Annotated in this window: 8 protein-coding genes; 7 read left to right on the top strand and 1 reads right to left on the bottom strand. The window is 65.8% G+C overall.

The window, feature by feature from the left end; all coding sequences use genetic code 11:
* Nucleotides 1-8 precede the first annotated feature (8 nt).
* From ACEPA4_RS13270 to ACEPA4_RS13240, 7 genes are all read left to right on the top strand, one after another.
* Entirely contained in the window at nucleotides 9-3,065 is a 3,057-nt protein-coding gene (locus ACEPA4_RS13270) for a TonB-dependent receptor domain-containing protein (protein WP_049414530.1), read from the top strand.
* Nucleotides 3,066-3,314: 249 nt separating this feature from the next.
* The gene (locus tag ACEPA4_RS13265; RefSeq protein WP_005417626.1) at nucleotides 3,315-4,919 is read left to right on the top strand and encodes a glucoamylase family protein; all 1,605 of its coding nucleotides are present in this window, start codon (nucleotides 3,315-3,317) and stop codon (nucleotides 4,917-4,919) included.
* A 4-nt stretch (nucleotides 4,920-4,923) separates the two neighbouring features.
* Nucleotides 4,924-6,264 (top strand): sugar ABC transporter substrate-binding protein, encoded by a 1,341-nt coding sequence (locus ACEPA4_RS13260; RefSeq protein ID WP_053497855.1) that lies wholly within the window; start codon nucleotides 4,924-4,926, stop codon nucleotides 6,262-6,264.
* Entirely contained in the window at nucleotides 6,261-7,142 is an 882-nt protein-coding gene (locus ACEPA4_RS13255) for a carbohydrate ABC transporter permease (RefSeq protein ID WP_005410323.1), read from the top strand. The genes ACEPA4_RS13260 and ACEPA4_RS13255 overlap by 4 nt, the downstream gene beginning before the upstream one ends.
* On the top strand, nucleotides 7,139-7,975 hold the full coding sequence (locus ACEPA4_RS13250; RefSeq protein ID WP_005417620.1) for a carbohydrate ABC transporter permease: 837 nt from the start codon (nucleotides 7,139-7,141) through the stop codon (nucleotides 7,973-7,975). Before ACEPA4_RS13255 ends, ACEPA4_RS13250 begins: the two co-directional genes overlap by 4 nt.
* Nucleotides 7,972-11,139 (top strand): discoidin domain-containing protein, encoded by a 3,168-nt coding sequence (locus ACEPA4_RS13245; protein ID WP_262090805.1) that lies wholly within the window; start codon nucleotides 7,972-7,974, stop codon nucleotides 11,137-11,139. The genes ACEPA4_RS13250 and ACEPA4_RS13245 overlap by 4 nt, the downstream gene beginning before the upstream one ends.
* Before the next feature lie 2 nt (nucleotides 11,140-11,141).
* Nucleotides 11,142-12,026, top strand: a complete 885-nt coding sequence (locus ACEPA4_RS13240; RefSeq protein ID WP_032954315.1) for an endonuclease/exonuclease/phosphatase family protein — start codon at nucleotides 11,142-11,144, stop codon at nucleotides 12,024-12,026.
* A gap of 167 nt (nucleotides 12,027-12,193) precedes the next feature.
* On the opposite strand, the gene rne is transcribed toward ACEPA4_RS13240, so the two are convergent.
* Nucleotides 12,194-15,481 (bottom strand): ribonuclease E, encoded by a 3,288-nt coding sequence (rne, locus tag ACEPA4_RS13235; RefSeq protein WP_262090804.1) that lies wholly within the window; start codon nucleotides 15,479-15,481, stop codon nucleotides 12,194-12,196.
* Nucleotides 15,482-15,680 lie beyond the last annotated feature (199 nt).

Here is a 15,680-nt window from a genome sequence, read left to right as displayed (position 1 = left end):
TTGAGTTGATGATGCATACCACCTTCCGCATGCCGGCGCGCCGGCTGCTGAGCACCGCTCTGGTCAGCTGCCTGATGCTGGCTGCCGCCCCGAACGTCATGGCGCAGTCGGCCAACGCCAGCCTGCGCGGCCAGGTTGCCGGTGCCCAGGCCGGCACCGAAGTGACCGCCACCAACGTCGCCACCGGTACCGTCCGCCGTGGCACCATCCGCGCCGACGGCAGCTACTCGCTGATGGGCCTGGATCCGGGCACGTACAACGTGGTCGCCAACGGCCAGACCCAGAAGGTCACCGTCACCGTGGCTTCGACCGCGACGCTGAACTTCGCTGGCGCAGCCAGCAGCACCCCGGGCTCGACCGCGGCCACCAACCTGGACACCGTCAACGTTGTTGCGCCGACCCTGCTGCAGGAAGTGCGCACCTCCGAAGTTGGCAAGACCGTCAGCCTGCAGCAGATCCAGACCACCCCGCAGGTGTCGCGCAACTTCCTGGAGTTCGCCGACGCGGTGCCGGGCCTGATCTTCACCCGCGATGCCAAGGGCAACACCTCGCTGCGCGGCGGCGCAACCAATGCAGATGGCACCAACGTCTACATCGACGGCGTCGGCCAGAAGAGCTACGTCAAGGGCGGCGGCGTGGCCGGCCAGTCCGGCAGCGCCGGTAACCCGTTCCCGCAGCTGGCCATCGGCGAATACAAGGTCATCAGCGGCAACTACAAGGCCGAGTATGGCCAGGTGTCGAGCGCCGCCGTGACGGCTGCGACCAAGTCCGGCACCAATGAGTTCAAGGGTGAGGCGTTCTACCGCTACACCGATGAAGACATGCGTGCCAAGACCCCGGCCGAGCGCCAGGGTGGCAAGGAGAAGATGGTCTCGGCCGAGAAGGAATACGGCTTCGCCCTGGGTGGCCCGATCATCCAGGACAAGGCGCACTTCTTCGTGACCTACGAAGCCAAGCGCTTCGACCTGCCGGTCACCATCGCGCCGGATGGCGCGGTCACCGGCGCTGCCGGCCTGCTGCCGCCGGCCGGCGCCGCCGGCCTTGGCCCGGCCAGCCAGCCGTTCCAGCAGGACCTGATCTTCGGCAAGATCGACTTCGAGCCGACCGACAACGATCGCATCGAGCTGACCTTCCAGGACCGCGACGAAACCCAGTCGCAGTTCAGTGGCCAGACCTCGCCGGAAGCCGGCCGTGAAGTGGTCAACACCGACCGTCGTTACGCCCTGCGCTGGAACCACAGCGGTGAGCGCTACTACAACGAGTTGATGGTCACCCACGAGGATTCGTTCAACAACCCGACGCCGCTGACGCTGGCCAACGGCATCACCTACACCGCACCGGACGGCCCCGAAGACCGCACCATCGTGAAGATCGGTGGCGCCTCGGCACTGGATTCGCAGGTGAAGGGCCAGAAGGGCTGGTCGATCGAAGACAACCTGACCCTGGATGGCATCCAGTGGGCCGGTGACCACACCATCAAGATGGGCGTGAAGTACAAGCAGATCGACCTGTACGCATCCGATGCGGCGCAGATCAATCCGACCTTCACCTACTCGCTGGGCGATCCGGACTTCCCCGATTCCATTCCGTACAAGGCGCAGTTCGTCAAGCCGGTGACCGGCGTGACCGGCGTGTCCGGCGAAGTGCGTTCGAAGTCCAAGCAGTACGGCGTGTTCATCCAGGACGACTGGCAGGTCAACGATCACCTGCAGCTGAACATCGGCCTGCGCTGGGACTACGAAAAGACCCCGTCCTACCTGGACTTCGTGACCCCGCAGCAGGTGGTCGACGCCATCTATTCGCAGGATCCGCGCGCTCCCGCCGGCCAGACCTATGCCGATTCGCTGGCACTGGGCGGCCTGGACATCAGCGACTACATCAGCAACGGTCACAACCGCAAGGCATTCAAGGATGCCTGGCAGCCGCGCCTGGGCTTCTCGTATGACATCAATGCCGACGAGCAGCACGTGATCCATGGTGGTGCTGGTCGTTCCTACGACCGCGACCTGTTCGACAACCTGCAGCTGGAAACCACCAAGCTGGCCCTGCCGCAGCCGACCATCTACTTCCGCAACCCGGCCACCGGCGCCTGCATCAACGGCCAGGCTGCCTGCTATGACTGGAACCCGAACCTGCTCAACGGCATCGGCAACCTGCAGGCACTGGTCGGCGCGACCAGCAATGCCGGCCTGGAAGTGGACCTGCTGAACAACAAGCTGAAGGCGCCGTACTCGGACCAGTTCAGCCTGGGCATGAGCAACCAGATCGGCGACTGGCTGACCGACGCCACCATCGCACGTACCCTGAGCTACGACGGCTTCGCCTTCACCTTGGGCAACCGTTATCCGACCGGCCAGTTCTTCGATGATCCGCGCCTGTGCGGTGGCACCTCCCCGGGCCTGAGCCAGGCCTGGAGCTGCAACGTACCGGGCTTCGGCAGCCTGATCATCGGCCAGCAGGGCATCAAGACCCGTGCCACCCAGGTCCTGCTGTCGGCGCAGAAGCCGTTCACCAAGGAAAGCGGCTGGGGCACCTCGATCGCCTATACCTGGACCACCGCGCGCCACAACCGCGACATCAACGAGAAGTACGCCTTTGATCGCGGTCTGATCGGTGACTACCCGACCATCCGCTCCAACGGCGCACCGCGCCACCGCCTGGTGGTGACCGGTTCGTACGCGGGCTTCTGGGGCATCACCTTCGGCGGCAAGATCACCCTGGCCACCCCGACCGCCGTCAACGACTGGTACCCGGTGATGCAGGCCAGCGGCTACACCCTGCCGACCCCGCAGGCGGCCGTGCCCAACGCAACCGGCAAGTTCCTGGTGGGTGGCAAGATCTTCGGCTACCGTTCGGTCGACCTGCAGGCGACGAAGACGTTCAAGCTGGCGGGCAACACCGAGCTGTACGCCCGCCTGGACATCATCAACGTGTTCAACTTCGACAACTTCTCCACCTACAACTACGTCAAGACCAACGGCAAGCTGCAGGCCAGCTACAACGAGACCGGCGACATCATCGGCACTCCGCGCCAGGTCAAGGCCGAAGTGGGCTTCCGCTTCTAAGCGGCGCCGCCTGTTGCTGTATCCGATGCCGCCGGTCCGCCGGCGGCATCGATTGTGTGAGAACGGCAATGGCCGGCCCCGTGCCGGTCCATTGCCCACGCCGCTGCCGGGCAGGGGGCAGCGGCGTGGGCAATGATCGCGGTGTCAAACCACGTTTTTCGTGGTTTTTTAAGAGCGCATCTTGTAAACGATTTCAGATCATTGGACGGTATGCTTTCCCATCGATCAGACCACCGGAGGAACCGCGCCATGCAGGCACGCCATCTGTTGTCCGCGGCAGCGTTGAGCCTGGCCGTCGCCGCCTGCCAGCCGGCCCAGCAGGAGCCTGCCAAGCCGCGTCCGCCGGTGATCCTGATCGAGGCCGATGCACCGCCGCGGCCGATGAAGCCGGAGCTGCCGCCGCTGTTCGATGACATCGAGCGCCGCACCTTCCAGTTCTTCTGGGACACCACCAACGAGATCAATGGCCTAACCCCGGACCGCTATCCGTCGCGGCCGTTCGCAAGCATCGCGTCGGTGGGTTTCGCGCTGACCGCTTATCCCATCGGTATCGAGAACGGCTGGGTCAGCCGCAACCAGGCGATCGACCGGACCCTGACCACCCTGAAATTCTTCCGCGACGTGCCGATGGGCCCGCAGCGCACCGGCAAGGCGGGCTACAAGGGTTTCTACTATCACTTCCTGGACATGCAGGAAGGCCGTCGCTACGACAGCTGGGTCGAACTGTCCTCGGTGGATACCGCACTGCTGATGATGGGCGTGCTGTTCGCGCAGTCGTACTACGACGGTGACGATCCGCGCGAGAAGGAAATCCGCCAGATTGCCGATACCTTGTACAAGAAGGTCGACTGGCCGTGGCTGCAGCAGCGTGCACCGCTGATCTCGATGGGCTGGTTCCCCGAGAGCGGCTTCATCGACCACGACTGGATGGGCTACAACGAGGCGATGATGGTCTACATCCTCGCCCTGGGCTCGCCCACGCACCCGGTCAGCCCGGACGCGTGGACGGTGTGGACGCGCACCTATGACAACGACTGGGGTGTCTACCAGGGCCAGGAATACCTTTCCTTCGGCCCGCTGTTCGGCCACCAGTACAGCCACGTCTGGATCGATTTCCGCGATATCCAGGACGCGTACATGCGCGAGCGCGGCAGCACCTATTTCCTCAACAGCCGCTCGGCCGCGCTGGCCCAGCGCGAATACGCCATCGCCAACCCGATGCAGTGGAAGGACTATGGCGAGAACGTCTGGGGCCTGACCGCCAGTGATGGCCCGCAGAACACCACGCAGGAGTACCGCGGCGAACAGCGCCAGTTCCGCCATTACTCCTCGCGCGGCGCCGGCCTGCGCGAGAACTTCGATGACGGCACCATTGCCCCGACTGCGGCGATCGCCTCGGTGGTGTTCGCGCCCGAGCAGGTGATCCCGGCCACGCTGGAAATGCACAAGCGCTACGGCGACTACATCTATTCCAGCTACGGCTTCCTGGATTCGTTCAATCCCAGCTTCAACTATGACATCCCGATCAAGACCGGTCGCCTGGTGCCGGATCGCGGCTGGGTCGCCAGCGACTACATCGCCATCGACCAGGGGCCGATCCTGACCATGATCGCCAACTACCGCAACGACTTCGTCTGGGAAGTGATGAAGAAGAATCCGTACATCCGCAAGGGCCTGGAGCGGGCCGGATTCAGCGGCGGCTGGCTGGCGCCGGAAGGGTCGTTCCAGCCGCTGGAACTGCAGAAGGACGAAAAGGCCGCGGCAGCACGCGCGGTGGGTATCGCCGAATCACGCGCGGCTGCCGCGCAGGAACAGAAGAACAATGCCAACCGCACCACAGGCCAGGGCAAGTAACCCGATGCCGAACTGGATCGACCGCCTGCGCCGCTGGGCGCTGCCTGCCCTGGCCGCCCTGGCCGTGGCCGGCTGCGCCCGCACCGAACCGGGCACCACCACCGTGCGCTTCTGGGCGATGGGCCGCGAAGCCGAGGTGGTCAGCGAGCTGATCCACGAGTTCGAGGCCGAAAATCCCGGCATCAAGGTGGATGTGCAGAACATCCCGTGGACCGCCGCGCACGAAAAGCTGCTGACCGCGTTCGCTGCCGACGGACTGCCGGACGTGTGCCAGCTCGGCAATACCTGGGTGCCGGAGTTCGCCGAACTCGATGCATTGACCCCGCTGCAGCCGTTCGTGCAGCGCTCCACCGTGGTCGACCCGAAAGATTACTTCCAGGGCATCTGGGACACCAACGTGATCCACGGTGAGCTGGTCGGCGTGCCGTGGTACGTCGATACGCGCCTGATCTACTACCGCAAGGACCTGCTGGCCAAGGCCGGCTACGACCACCCGCCGCGCACGTGGCCGGAGTGGGAGGAGCAGATGGCGGCGATCAAGCGCATGCAGGGCCCGAACCGCTACGCGGTGCTGATGCCGATCAATGAGTTCGAGCAGCAGCTGTCGCTGGCCCTGCAGCAGCCCGATCCGCTGCTGCGCGACGACGATACCCGCGGCAATTTCGCCAGCCCGGGGTTCCGCCGCACGCTGTCCTTCTACGCCAACATGTTCGAGCAGGGCTGGGCGCCGAAGATGTCCGAGACACAGATCTCCAACGTCTGGGATGAATTCTTCCGCGGCTTCAACGTGTTCTACATCTCCGGTCCCTGGAACATCCGCGAGTTCAAGAAACTGCAGCCGAAGGAACTGGAAGGGCAGTGGGGCACCGCTGCGCTGCCGGGGCCGGACGGTCCGGGCGCGGGCATCGCCGGTGGCACCAGCCTGGTGATCTTCCGCAAATCGCAGCAGAAGGAGGCGTCCTGGAAGCTGATCGAATTCCTGTCGCGCCCGGAAATCCAGGCACGCTTCCATTCGATCATCGGCGATCTGCCGCCGCGCCGCAGTGCCTGGAACGCGCCGTCGCTGGCCAACGATCCACTGGCCGCCGCGTTCCGTGATCAGCTGGAGCGGGTCAAGCCGACGCCGAAGGTGCTCGAATGGGAGCGCATCGTGCAGGAAATGCGCATTGTCACCGAGAAGGTCGTGCGCGGTGGCCTGCCGCAGGACAAGGCCGTGGCCGAACTGGACCAGCGCGTGGACAAGGTGCTGGCCAAGCGCCGCTGGATGCATGAACAACAACGCCTGCAGGAGCGCGCGCCGTCGCCGCGCTCGAGCAGCGCAGTGGCCGCCGGGAGCGCGCAATGAAACGTACTTCGCTGGCCGGCTGGATCTTCGCCGGCCCCTCGCTGATCGTGCTGGGCGTGTTCTTCGGCCTGCCGGTCGCCTCGGCGCTGGCGCTGAGCGTGACTGACTTCGACCTCTATGCACTGGCCGACAGCAGCAACCTGCGCTTCGTCGGCCTGGGGAACTACATCGACCTGCTGCAGACGCCGATGTTCTGGAAGTCGCTGTGGAACACCACCTACTTCGTGTTGATCGGCGTACCGTTGTCGATCGGCGTGTCGCTGGGCGCGGCCATGCTGCTCAACGCACCGGCCGCGCGCTTCAAGGCGCTGTTCCGTACGGCACTGTTCGCGCCGGTGGTGACCACGCTGGTGGCGGTGGCGGTGATCTGGCGCTACCTGTTCCATACCAGCTATGGCCTGGTGAACTACGGGCTGGGCCACCTGGGCATCAGTCCGATCGACTGGCTGGGTGATCCCAACTGGGCAATGCCGACCATCATGCTGTTCGCGGTGTGGAAGAACTTCGGTTACAACATGGTGATCTTCCTCGCCGGCCTGCAGGCGATCCCGCATGACCTGTACGAAGCCGCGCGCATCGACGGTGCTTCGCGCTGGAAGCAGTTCCTGCACATCACCCTGCCGATGCTCGGCCCGGTACTGCTGGTGGTCGGGGTGATCACCGTGTCCGGCTACTTCCAGCTGTTCGCCGAGCCGTACGTCATGACCCGCGGCGATCCACTGCAGAGCACCGTCAGCGTGCTGTATTTCATGTTCGAGGAAGGCTTCAAGTGGTGGAACCTGGGACGCGCATCGGCTGTAGCGTTCCTGCTGTTCCTGATCATCCTGGCGGTGACCACCGTGATGCTGCGTTTCGGCCGCAAGAGGCAGTTGGTATGAGTCGTGAAATCGGCCAGTCGCGCTGGTATCCGTGGATGATCAATGGTGCGCTGCTGGTGCTGGCCCTGGTCAGCCTTGCACCGCTGCTGTGGATGCTCTCGGTCTCGTTCATGCCGCAGGGTGAGGCCAGTCATTTCCCGCCGCCACTGCTGCCTTCGAGCATCACCACGCACAACTACCACGAGCTGTTCGCGCGCACCGGCATGGGCGGCAACTTCGCCAACAGCCTGCTGGTGTCGCTGGCTATCACGCTGGGTTCGCTGCTGCTCAACACCATGGCCGGCTACGCCTTCGCCAAGCTCAACTTCGTTGGCCGCGAACGCCTGTTCCAGGTGCTGATGGCAGCACTGGTGATTCCGGCGCAGGTGGCGATGCTGCCGCTGTTCCTGCTGATGAAGCAGCTGGGCCTGGTCAACAGCTTTGGCGGGGTGATCGTGCCGGCGCTGGCCAGCGTGTTCGGCATCTTCCTGGTGCGCCAGTACGCGCGTTCGATCCCGGACGAGCTGCTTGAAGCGGCGCGCATCGACGGCGCGGGGGAGTTGCGCATCTTCTTCCAGATCGTGCTGCCGATGCTCAAGCCGGTACTGGTGACCCTGGCGATCTTCACCTTCATGGGTGCATGGAACGATTTCATGTGGCCGCTGATCGTGTTGACCGACCAGGAGCACTACACTTTGCCGGTGGCGCTGGCCACCCTCTCGCGCGAGCACATCATGGACGTGGAAATGATGATGGCTGGCGCGGTCGTCACCGTGGTTCCGGTGCTGGCACTGTTCCTGGTGCTGCAGCGTTACTACATCCAAGGTCTGTTGCTGGGGAGCGTCAAGGGATGAAGCGAGCGATCGCCGTTGGACTGGGCCTGTTGTGGACTTCCCTGGCGATCGCCGCACCACCGGCACTGCCGGCGCCGAAGGTACTGGACGATTTCGACGACATCGGCGCCTGGAAGCTGGTGCTGTCCGACCAGGTCAGCGGTTCGCTGCGGCCGGTGAGCGGTGCCGGTGGCGGCCGCGCGCTGTGCCTGGACTACGATTTCCACAAGGTGTCGGGCTACGTCGGCATCCGCCGCGCGCTGGGCATCGAGTACCCGGCCAACTACCGCTTCGGCTTCCAGCTGCGGGGAGATTCGCCGGGCAACGACCTGCAGTTCAAGCTGATCGATGCCAGCGGCGATAATGTCTGGTGGGTCAATCACCCGGGCTACAGCTTCCCCAAGGCGTGGACGCCGGTCGAATACCGCCGTCGCCAGATCGACAAGGCGTGGGGGCCGTCGCCGGAGAAGGAGATGGCGCGCAGCGCTGCGGTCGAGTTCACGATCTACAGCAAGGTCGGCGGCCGTGGCACGGTGTGCTTCGACAAGCTGACCCTGCAGGGCCTGCCGCCGCAGGATGATTCGGCGCTGGTGCCATCGGTGATCGCCGACACCGCCACCGCGCTGCAGGACCGGATGATTGACGGAAAGAGCGATACGTTCTGGATCAGTGGCGGGGTCAAGCAGCAGACCATCAGCCTGGACCTGCACAAGAGCCGCGAGATCGGCGGTGCGGTGATTGACTGGCTGCCGAACCTGGAAGCCAATCGCTACACCGTGCGTACGTCCGAGGATGGCCGGGACTGGCGCACCGTGCGCGAGGTGGCCGGCGGTGCGGGCGGCCGCGACTGGCTGGCGCTGCCGGATACCGACGCGCGCTACGTGCGCTTCGATCTGCACGATGGCCCGAACTGGCGCTATGGCATCCGTGACATCACGCTCAAGCCGCTGGCGTTCGCGGCCACGCCGAACGCATTCCTGTCCTCGGTGGCGGCCGACCTGCCGCGCGGCTCGCTGCCGCGCGCATATGTGGGCGAACAGCCGTACTGGACCCTGCTCGGCCTCGATGGCGGCCAGGAGCAGGCACTGATCAGCGAGGACGGTGCGCTGGAACCGGCCAAGGGCAGTTTCAGCATCGAGCCGTTCATCCGCGTGGACGGCAAGTTGCTGGACTGGTCGAAGGTGGCCATCACCCAGTCGCTGCAGGATCGCTACCTGCCCATCGCCAATGTCGACTGGGTGCATGAGAAGGCCGGCCTGGCGGTAACCAGCTTCGTGCAGGGCACGCCGGAGCGCGCGCAGCTGATCGGTCGCTACCGGTTGAGCAATCCGGACAAGGTGGCGCACGAGTACACCCTGGCGCTGGCGATCCGGCCGTGGCAGGTGAACCCGCCGACCCAGTTCCTCAACACCGTCGGCGGCTTCAGTCGCATCGATGCGCTGGATGTGGGCGAACAGCTGGTGCGCATCAACGGTGAGCCGCGCATCTATCCGTTGCAAGTGCCGGATGCGCGCTTCGCCAGCACGTTCGATGGCAAGCTCGACGCGATGCATCTGGCCTCCGGGAAATACCCGGCCAGCACGGCGGTGAAGGACAGCACCGGCATGGCGTCCGGTGCGCTGCTGTATACGATCAGGCTGGAGCCTGGCCAGAGCCGAGAAGTGGCGGTGGTGTTGCCACAGACCGGAGGCTGGGCGCCGCAGGCGCTGGATGTGGCCAAGGCGCAGGCGCAGGTCGCAGAGCAGTGGCGGCAGAAGCTGGGGGTGGTCTCGTTGCAGGTACCGGCTGCGGGCCAGGCACTGGTCGATACCCTGCGCACCGCCGTGGCGCACATGCTGATCTCGCGGGTCGGCCCGCGCCTGCAGCCGGGCACGCGCTCGTACGCACGCAGCTGGATCCGCGATGGCGCGATGATTTCAGAGGGCCTTCTGCGCATGGGGCGCAGTGATGCGGTGCGTGATTACATCAACTGGTATGCGCCCTATCAGTTCGAGAATGGCAAGGTGCCGTGCTGTGTCGATGCCCGTGGCAGCGATCCGGTGCCGGAGAACGACAGCCATGGCGAGCTGATCTACAGCATTGCCGAGTATGGGCGCTATACCGGTGACAGCACCTTCGCCGAACTGATGTGGCCGCATGTGCAGGGCGCCTACAACTACATGGAACAACTGCGCGCCAGCGAGCGCACGGACGAGAATCGGACGCGCAATCCGGCGTTCTACGGGATGATGCCGGCGTCGATCAGCCACGAAGGCTATTCGGCCAAGCCGATGCATTCGTACTGGGACAATTTCTGGGCGTTGCGCGGCTACAAGGATGCGGCATCGCTGGCGGCCCAGCTGGGCAAGGTCGAAGCCATGCAGATTGCCGAATCGCGTGACCAGTTCCGTGATGACCTGCAGGCCTCGCTGCTGTCGGCGATGCAGCAGCACAACATCGATTACCTGCCGGGCTCGGCCGAACTGGGCGATTTCGATGCGACCTCGACAACCATCGCGCTGGCTCCGGGCGGTGAACAGGGGCGCCTTCCGCAGCAGGCGCTTGATGCCACTTTCGAGCGCTACTGGAAGGAATTCGTGGCCCGTCGGGACGGCAAGCGCGAGTGGAAGGACTACACGCCCTACGAGTGGCGCAACGTGGCCGCCTTCGTCCGCCTTGGCTGGCGCGATCGCGCCTGGCAGGCGACTGAGTTCTTCTTCAAGGACCGTGCGCCGCAGGCCTGGAACCAGTGGGCCGAAGTGGTCTCGCGCACGCCGCGCAAGCCGTTCTTCGTCGGTGACCTGCCGCATGCCTGGGTCGCCTCGGACTTCGTGCGCTCGGCCCTGGACATGTTCGCCTACAGCCGTGACATGGACGATGCGCTGGTGTTGGCCGCCGGCATTCCGACCGCCTGGCTGCAGGGCGACGGCATCGCTGTGCAGGGCCTGCGCACGCCGCAGGGCCAGCTCAACTACCGCCTGCAGCGCAGCGACAAGCAGCTGGTGCTGGAGGTGCAGCCGGGCCTGGTGCCACCGGTCGGTGGCGTGGTCTTGCCGTGGCCGTACGCCGGTGATCCGGGCGAGGCGACCATCAACGGCGAAGCGGCCGAATGGACCGACAGGGAACTGCACGTGCACCAGCTGCCGGCGCGGGTCGAGATCGATGTACCGGGCGCGGTGCGCCGCGCCGAGCGCAAGGGGCAGTAACGATGAAGCAGCAGGGGGGAAGGGTGCGCACGGCCGTGCGTGCCCTGGGACTGGCCATTGCATTGGCATTGCCGGGTGCCGTGATGGCAGCCGTGCCAACCGCCGCGACAGCGGCTGACATCGCCAGCGCACCAGGCATGAGCATGGTGACCTTCAACCTGCATCACGACCGCGAGGACTGGCCGAGCCGCCGCCGCACCATCCTGGCCGAGCTCAAGCGCCTGCAGCCGGATGCGGTTGCCCTGCAGGAGGTGATCCAGCGCCGCAACGTGCGCAACCAGGCGCAGTGGCTGGCCAGCCAACTCGGCTACAAGTACGTGTTCGTGTCCACCGATCCGGTGGGTGCGCCGAAACGTTACGGCAATGCGCTGCTGACCCGGCGACCGATCCTCGCCCAGGGTGAGCACCTGCTACAGCCGCTGGACGACTACCGGACGGTCGCCCATCTGCGCATCAATGTGGACGGCAAGGCGGTCAACGTCTATGCCACCCACTTCAACGAGCGCAGCGACGAAAATGGCCAGCGCATCCGTCGCACCCAGGTCGAGGACCTGCTGCGCTTCATCGCCAGCACCTCGGCCGGCGCACCGGTGGTGATCGCGGGCGACTTCAACGCGCTGGTCGATGCCAGTGACCTGAGCGAGCTGCGCAGCCATTACGGTGACAGCTACGGCAGCGTGCACGTCAACACCGACCTGGCCGGGGTCAGTACGCTGAACAGGCACTACTACCCGGTGGCCTCGCGGATCGACCACATCTTCTTCCAGCAGGACGCGATGGTCGCACGTGAGGCCAAGCTCCTGTTCGACCAGCCCGATGACAGCGGTCGCTGGGCCTCGGACCATTATGGCGTGTGGACCCGCCTGCAATTCGCTCCGGCGCACTGATGTCCTGGTAGGTGCCACCCTTGGTTGGCACGGACGTGTCCGCGTTCGCTCCAACAACGGCGCCGACCAGGGTTGGCCTCTGCCAGAGCGCTGCACGCGCCCGGCGCACAAACAGAAACGGCGGGGATCATCGATCCCCGCCGTTTTTTCACGCGATCAAAGCGCGATCAGTTCGCCGGCGGCGTGCGCTTGGCGCCTTCTTCATCTTCTTCGTCGGCCTTGGCTTCGGCCGCCTGGGCTGCCGCATCGGCGTGGCCATCGGCGACCGGATCGATCGACGGTGTCACCACTGCATTGGCAACCGGGGCCGCAGCTTCCACCGGTGCGGCTTCAACTGCCACCGGCGCGACCGGCTGTTCGGCGACCGGTGCGGTCTCGACGACCGGTTTGGCTTCAAATGCAGGAGCGGCTTCCGCCACCGGGGCAGCCTCAACGGCCAGCGGCTTGGCTTCGACCGCCGGAGCGGCTTCAGCGATCTCCGGCTTCGATTCCACGACCGCAGCAGCCTCGGCCTCGGCCACGGCCGACTTCACTTCGACCACCGCAGTGGCTTCAGCGACCGGGGCAGCCTCAACCACCACCGGCTTCGCTTCGACCGCCGGGGCTGCCGCTACCGCTGGCTGGGCCGGGGTTGCAGCGTCGATGGCATCAAGCATGCTGGTCTGCACCGGCGACGCCGCCGGTTCGGCCTTGGCGACGGCTTCGACCGGAGCCTGTACCTTCGCCACGACCGGTGCAGGAGCGTCGATCACGGCGCTGCTCACCACCGCGACCGGTGCGGCGACAGCAGCGGCGGCGGCGCGGACCGGCTTCTCGGCTTCGGCAGCGGTCGGTTCGGCTTCGTCATCGAATTCGAACTCCGGCTGCGAACGCGCCGGCTGTGCCGCGGCCACCGGAGTGGTCCCGGCAACGCTGTCGTTGCTCTGCCCGGCGACATCAGCGGCATCGGTGTCATCACCGTCGTCCGCGTCGTCCTGATCATCGCCCAGGCCATCGCTGCCGGCAGCGTTCTCGGCGCCACCACGACGGCGGCGACGGCCACCACGACGGCCACGGCGGCGGCGGGTTGCGCCTTCACCGGCCTGCTCGCCGTTGGCGTCGAGGGCAGCCTCTTCACCGGTCACGGCAATCGCCTCGGCCTCATTGGCGGCGTTGGCAGTGCTGTCGGCCGGTGCAGTGACTGCCGCCGGAGCGGAGGCAGCCGGTGCAACCGGCGCCACTGGCGCAGTGGCTTCCTGCGCGGTCACGACGTTGGCAGCGACGGCCGTAGCGGCTACGGCTGCCGCCACGGCCTCGGCCGGCAGCTCGGCGGCGCTGCGCTGCGGCTTTTCGGCCGGCTTGTCACCGTCCTGCTGCTGGCGCGGCTGCTTGGGCTGCTTCAGCTTCGGCTGGTTCTGGTTCTGGTTCTGGCCCTGCTGCTCGTTGCGCGGCTTGTTCTGCTGCTGCGGCTGCTGCTGGCCATCCTTCTGCTGCGGTTCTTTCTGCCTGCCCTGCTGTGGCTGCTGCTGGGCATTGCCGTTGTTGCCGTTGCGGCCGTCCTTGTTGCGCTGCTCACCACGGTCCTTGCGGTTGCCGCCATCCTTCTGCTGCTGCGCGTTACCGTTGCCACCGTTGCCACGGTTTTCGTCGCGACGGTCCTTGCGATCCTTGTTGCGATCCTTGTTGCGGTCCTTGCGACCACCGTCCTGCTGCTGGCGCGGAGCCGGGGCGGCCGGAGCCGGCGCTGGTGCCGGCTCGCCACCGAACACGCGCTTGAGCCAACCGATCACGCCGCCGCTCGAAGCCGGCGCCACTGGCGCTGCCACGACCGGAGCCGGAGCGGCTGCAGCCGGAGCCGCTTCCTCGCGCACCGGGGCGGGAGAGGTGTGCTTGACCTGGGTCACGGCCGGCGGCGGGATGTTCAGCTGGCCCTTGGTCAGGGCGTGCACCGGCAGCTTGCGCGGGGTGCCGCGCTGGTAGCTGGGCTTGCTGCTCTCTTCACCGAGCTCGTTCTCACGCAGGCGGGTGACGGCATAGTGCGGGGTGTGCAGCTGCTCGTCGGCGACGATCACGATCGGCGCTTCGTGGCGCTGCTCGATCTCGCGCAGGGCGCTGCGCTTCTCGTTCAACAGGTAGTTGGCGATCTCCACCGGCGCCTGGACCAGCACCTGCCCGGTGTTCTCCTTCATCGCGTGCTCTTCGGCGACGCGGATGATCGACAGCGACAGCGACTCGACGCTGCGCATGCGGCCGTGGCCGTCGCAACGCGGGCAGACGATCTGGCTGGATTCGCCCAGGCTCGGGCGCAGGCGCTGGCGGCTCATTTCCAGCAGGCCGAAGCGCGAGATGCGGCCGACCTGCACGCGGGCACGGTCGTACTTCAGCGCGTTGGCCAGGCGGTTCTCGACCTCGCGCTGGTGCTTGTTGGAGGCCATGTCGATGAAGTCGATCACCACCAGGCCGCCCAGGTCGCGCAGGCGCAGTTGGCGAGCCACTTCCTCGGCCGCTTCCAGGTTGGTCTGGAACGCGGTGTCCTCGATGTCGCTGCCCTTGGTGGCGCGCGAGGAGTTCACGTCGACTGCGGTCAGTGCTTCGGTCTGGTCGACCACGATCGAGCCACCCGACGGCAGGCGCACGTTGCGCTCGTAGGCACCTTCGATCTGCGACTCGATCTGGAAGCGGTTGAACAGCGGGATGTCGTCCTTGTAGTGCTTGAGCTTGCGCAGGGTCTGCGGCATCACCTGCTGCATGAACTCGCGGGCGTGCTCGTACATCTCCTCGGTGTCCACCAGGATCTCGCCGATGTCGGCGCGCAGGTAGTCACGCAGGGCGCGCACGATCAGGCGTGATTCCTGGTAGATCAGGAACGGGGCCGGCTTGCTCAGTGCGGCTTCGGCGATGGCGCGCCAGACGTTGAGCAGGTAGTCCAGGTCCCACTGCAGCTCTTCCGCATCGCGACCGACGCCGGCGGTGCGGATGATCACCCCCATGTCGTCGGGAATGTTCAGCTTGTCCAGGGCCTCCTTCAGCGCGGCACGGTCTTCGCCCTCGATGCGGCGGGACACACCGCCGGCGCTGGGCGAGTTCGGCATCAGCACCATGTAGCGGCCGGCCAGCGAGATGAACGTGGTCAGGGCGGCGCCCTTGTTGCCACGCTCTTCCTTGTCGACCTGGACAACGATCTCCTGGCCTTCCTTCAGCAGCTCGCGGATACCGGCCTTGTTGTGGTCGACACCGGCCTGGAAGTAGTCGCGGGAAATCTCCTTCAGCGGCAGGAAGCCATGGCGGCCACCGCCATACTCGACGAAGGCGGCTTCCAGCGAGGGCTCGATGCGGAAGATCCGGCCCTTGTAGATGTTGGACTTCTTCTGTTCCTTCGACGGCTGTTCGATGTCGATGTCATACAACGACTGGCCATCCACGATGGCAACACGCAGCTCTTCAGCCTGCGTGGCGTTGATCAGCATTCGCTTCATTGTTGCGTTCCTCGCAAGCGGCTACCGCGCGGAACGCCATGGGGTTTCGCCTCTGGACACGGCTCGCCGCCCATTCGCGCAAGCGCGGGGAGGGCGGCTTGGGTTTCCAGCGCTACGACACCACGGCAGGCCGCGGGAGCGCTTCACTCTTATGGGTTTTTGGGTGTTGCAGGGCCGCAGGCAGCTGTCAGCCAGGCTG

The organism is Stenotrophomonas sp. P2112 (genome assembly GCF_041897515.1).
Classification (GTDB): Bacteria; Pseudomonadota; Gammaproteobacteria; order Xanthomonadales; family Xanthomonadaceae; genus Stenotrophomonas; species Stenotrophomonas sepilia.
The sequence above is the reverse complement of the archived record's forward strand: the minus strand, read 5'-3'. Positions and strand labels throughout refer to the sequence as shown.

Excerpts from the sequence above, each read along its gene's own strand:
- ACEPA4_RS13270 (WP_049414530.1), top strand. The coding sequence starts at position 9 with ATGATGCATACCACCTTCCGCATGCCGGCGCGCCGGCTGCTGAGCACC.
- ACEPA4_RS13265 (WP_005417626.1), top strand. The coding sequence starts at position 3,315 with ATGCAGGCACGCCATCTGTTGTCCGCGGCAGCGTTGAGCCTGGCCGTC.
- ACEPA4_RS13260 (WP_053497855.1), top strand. The coding sequence starts at position 4,924 with ATGCCGAACTGGATCGACCGCCTGCGCCGCTGGGCGCTGCCTGCCCTG.
- ACEPA4_RS13255 (WP_005410323.1), top strand. The coding sequence starts at position 6,261 with ATGAAACGTACTTCGCTGGCCGGCTGGATCTTCGCCGGCCCCTCGCTG.
- ACEPA4_RS13250 (WP_005417620.1), top strand. The coding sequence starts at position 7,139 with ATGAGTCGTGAAATCGGCCAGTCGCGCTGGTATCCGTGGATGATCAAT.
- ACEPA4_RS13245 (WP_262090805.1), top strand. The coding sequence starts at position 7,972 with ATGAAGCGAGCGATCGCCGTTGGACTGGGCCTGTTGTGGACTTCCCTG.
- ACEPA4_RS13240 (WP_032954315.1), top strand. The coding sequence starts at position 11,142 with ATGAAGCAGCAGGGGGGAAGGGTGCGCACGGCCGTGCGTGCCCTGGGA.
- rne (WP_262090804.1), bottom strand. The coding sequence starts at position 15,481 with ATGAAGCGAATGCTGATCAACGCCACGCAGGCTGAAGAGCTGCGTGTT.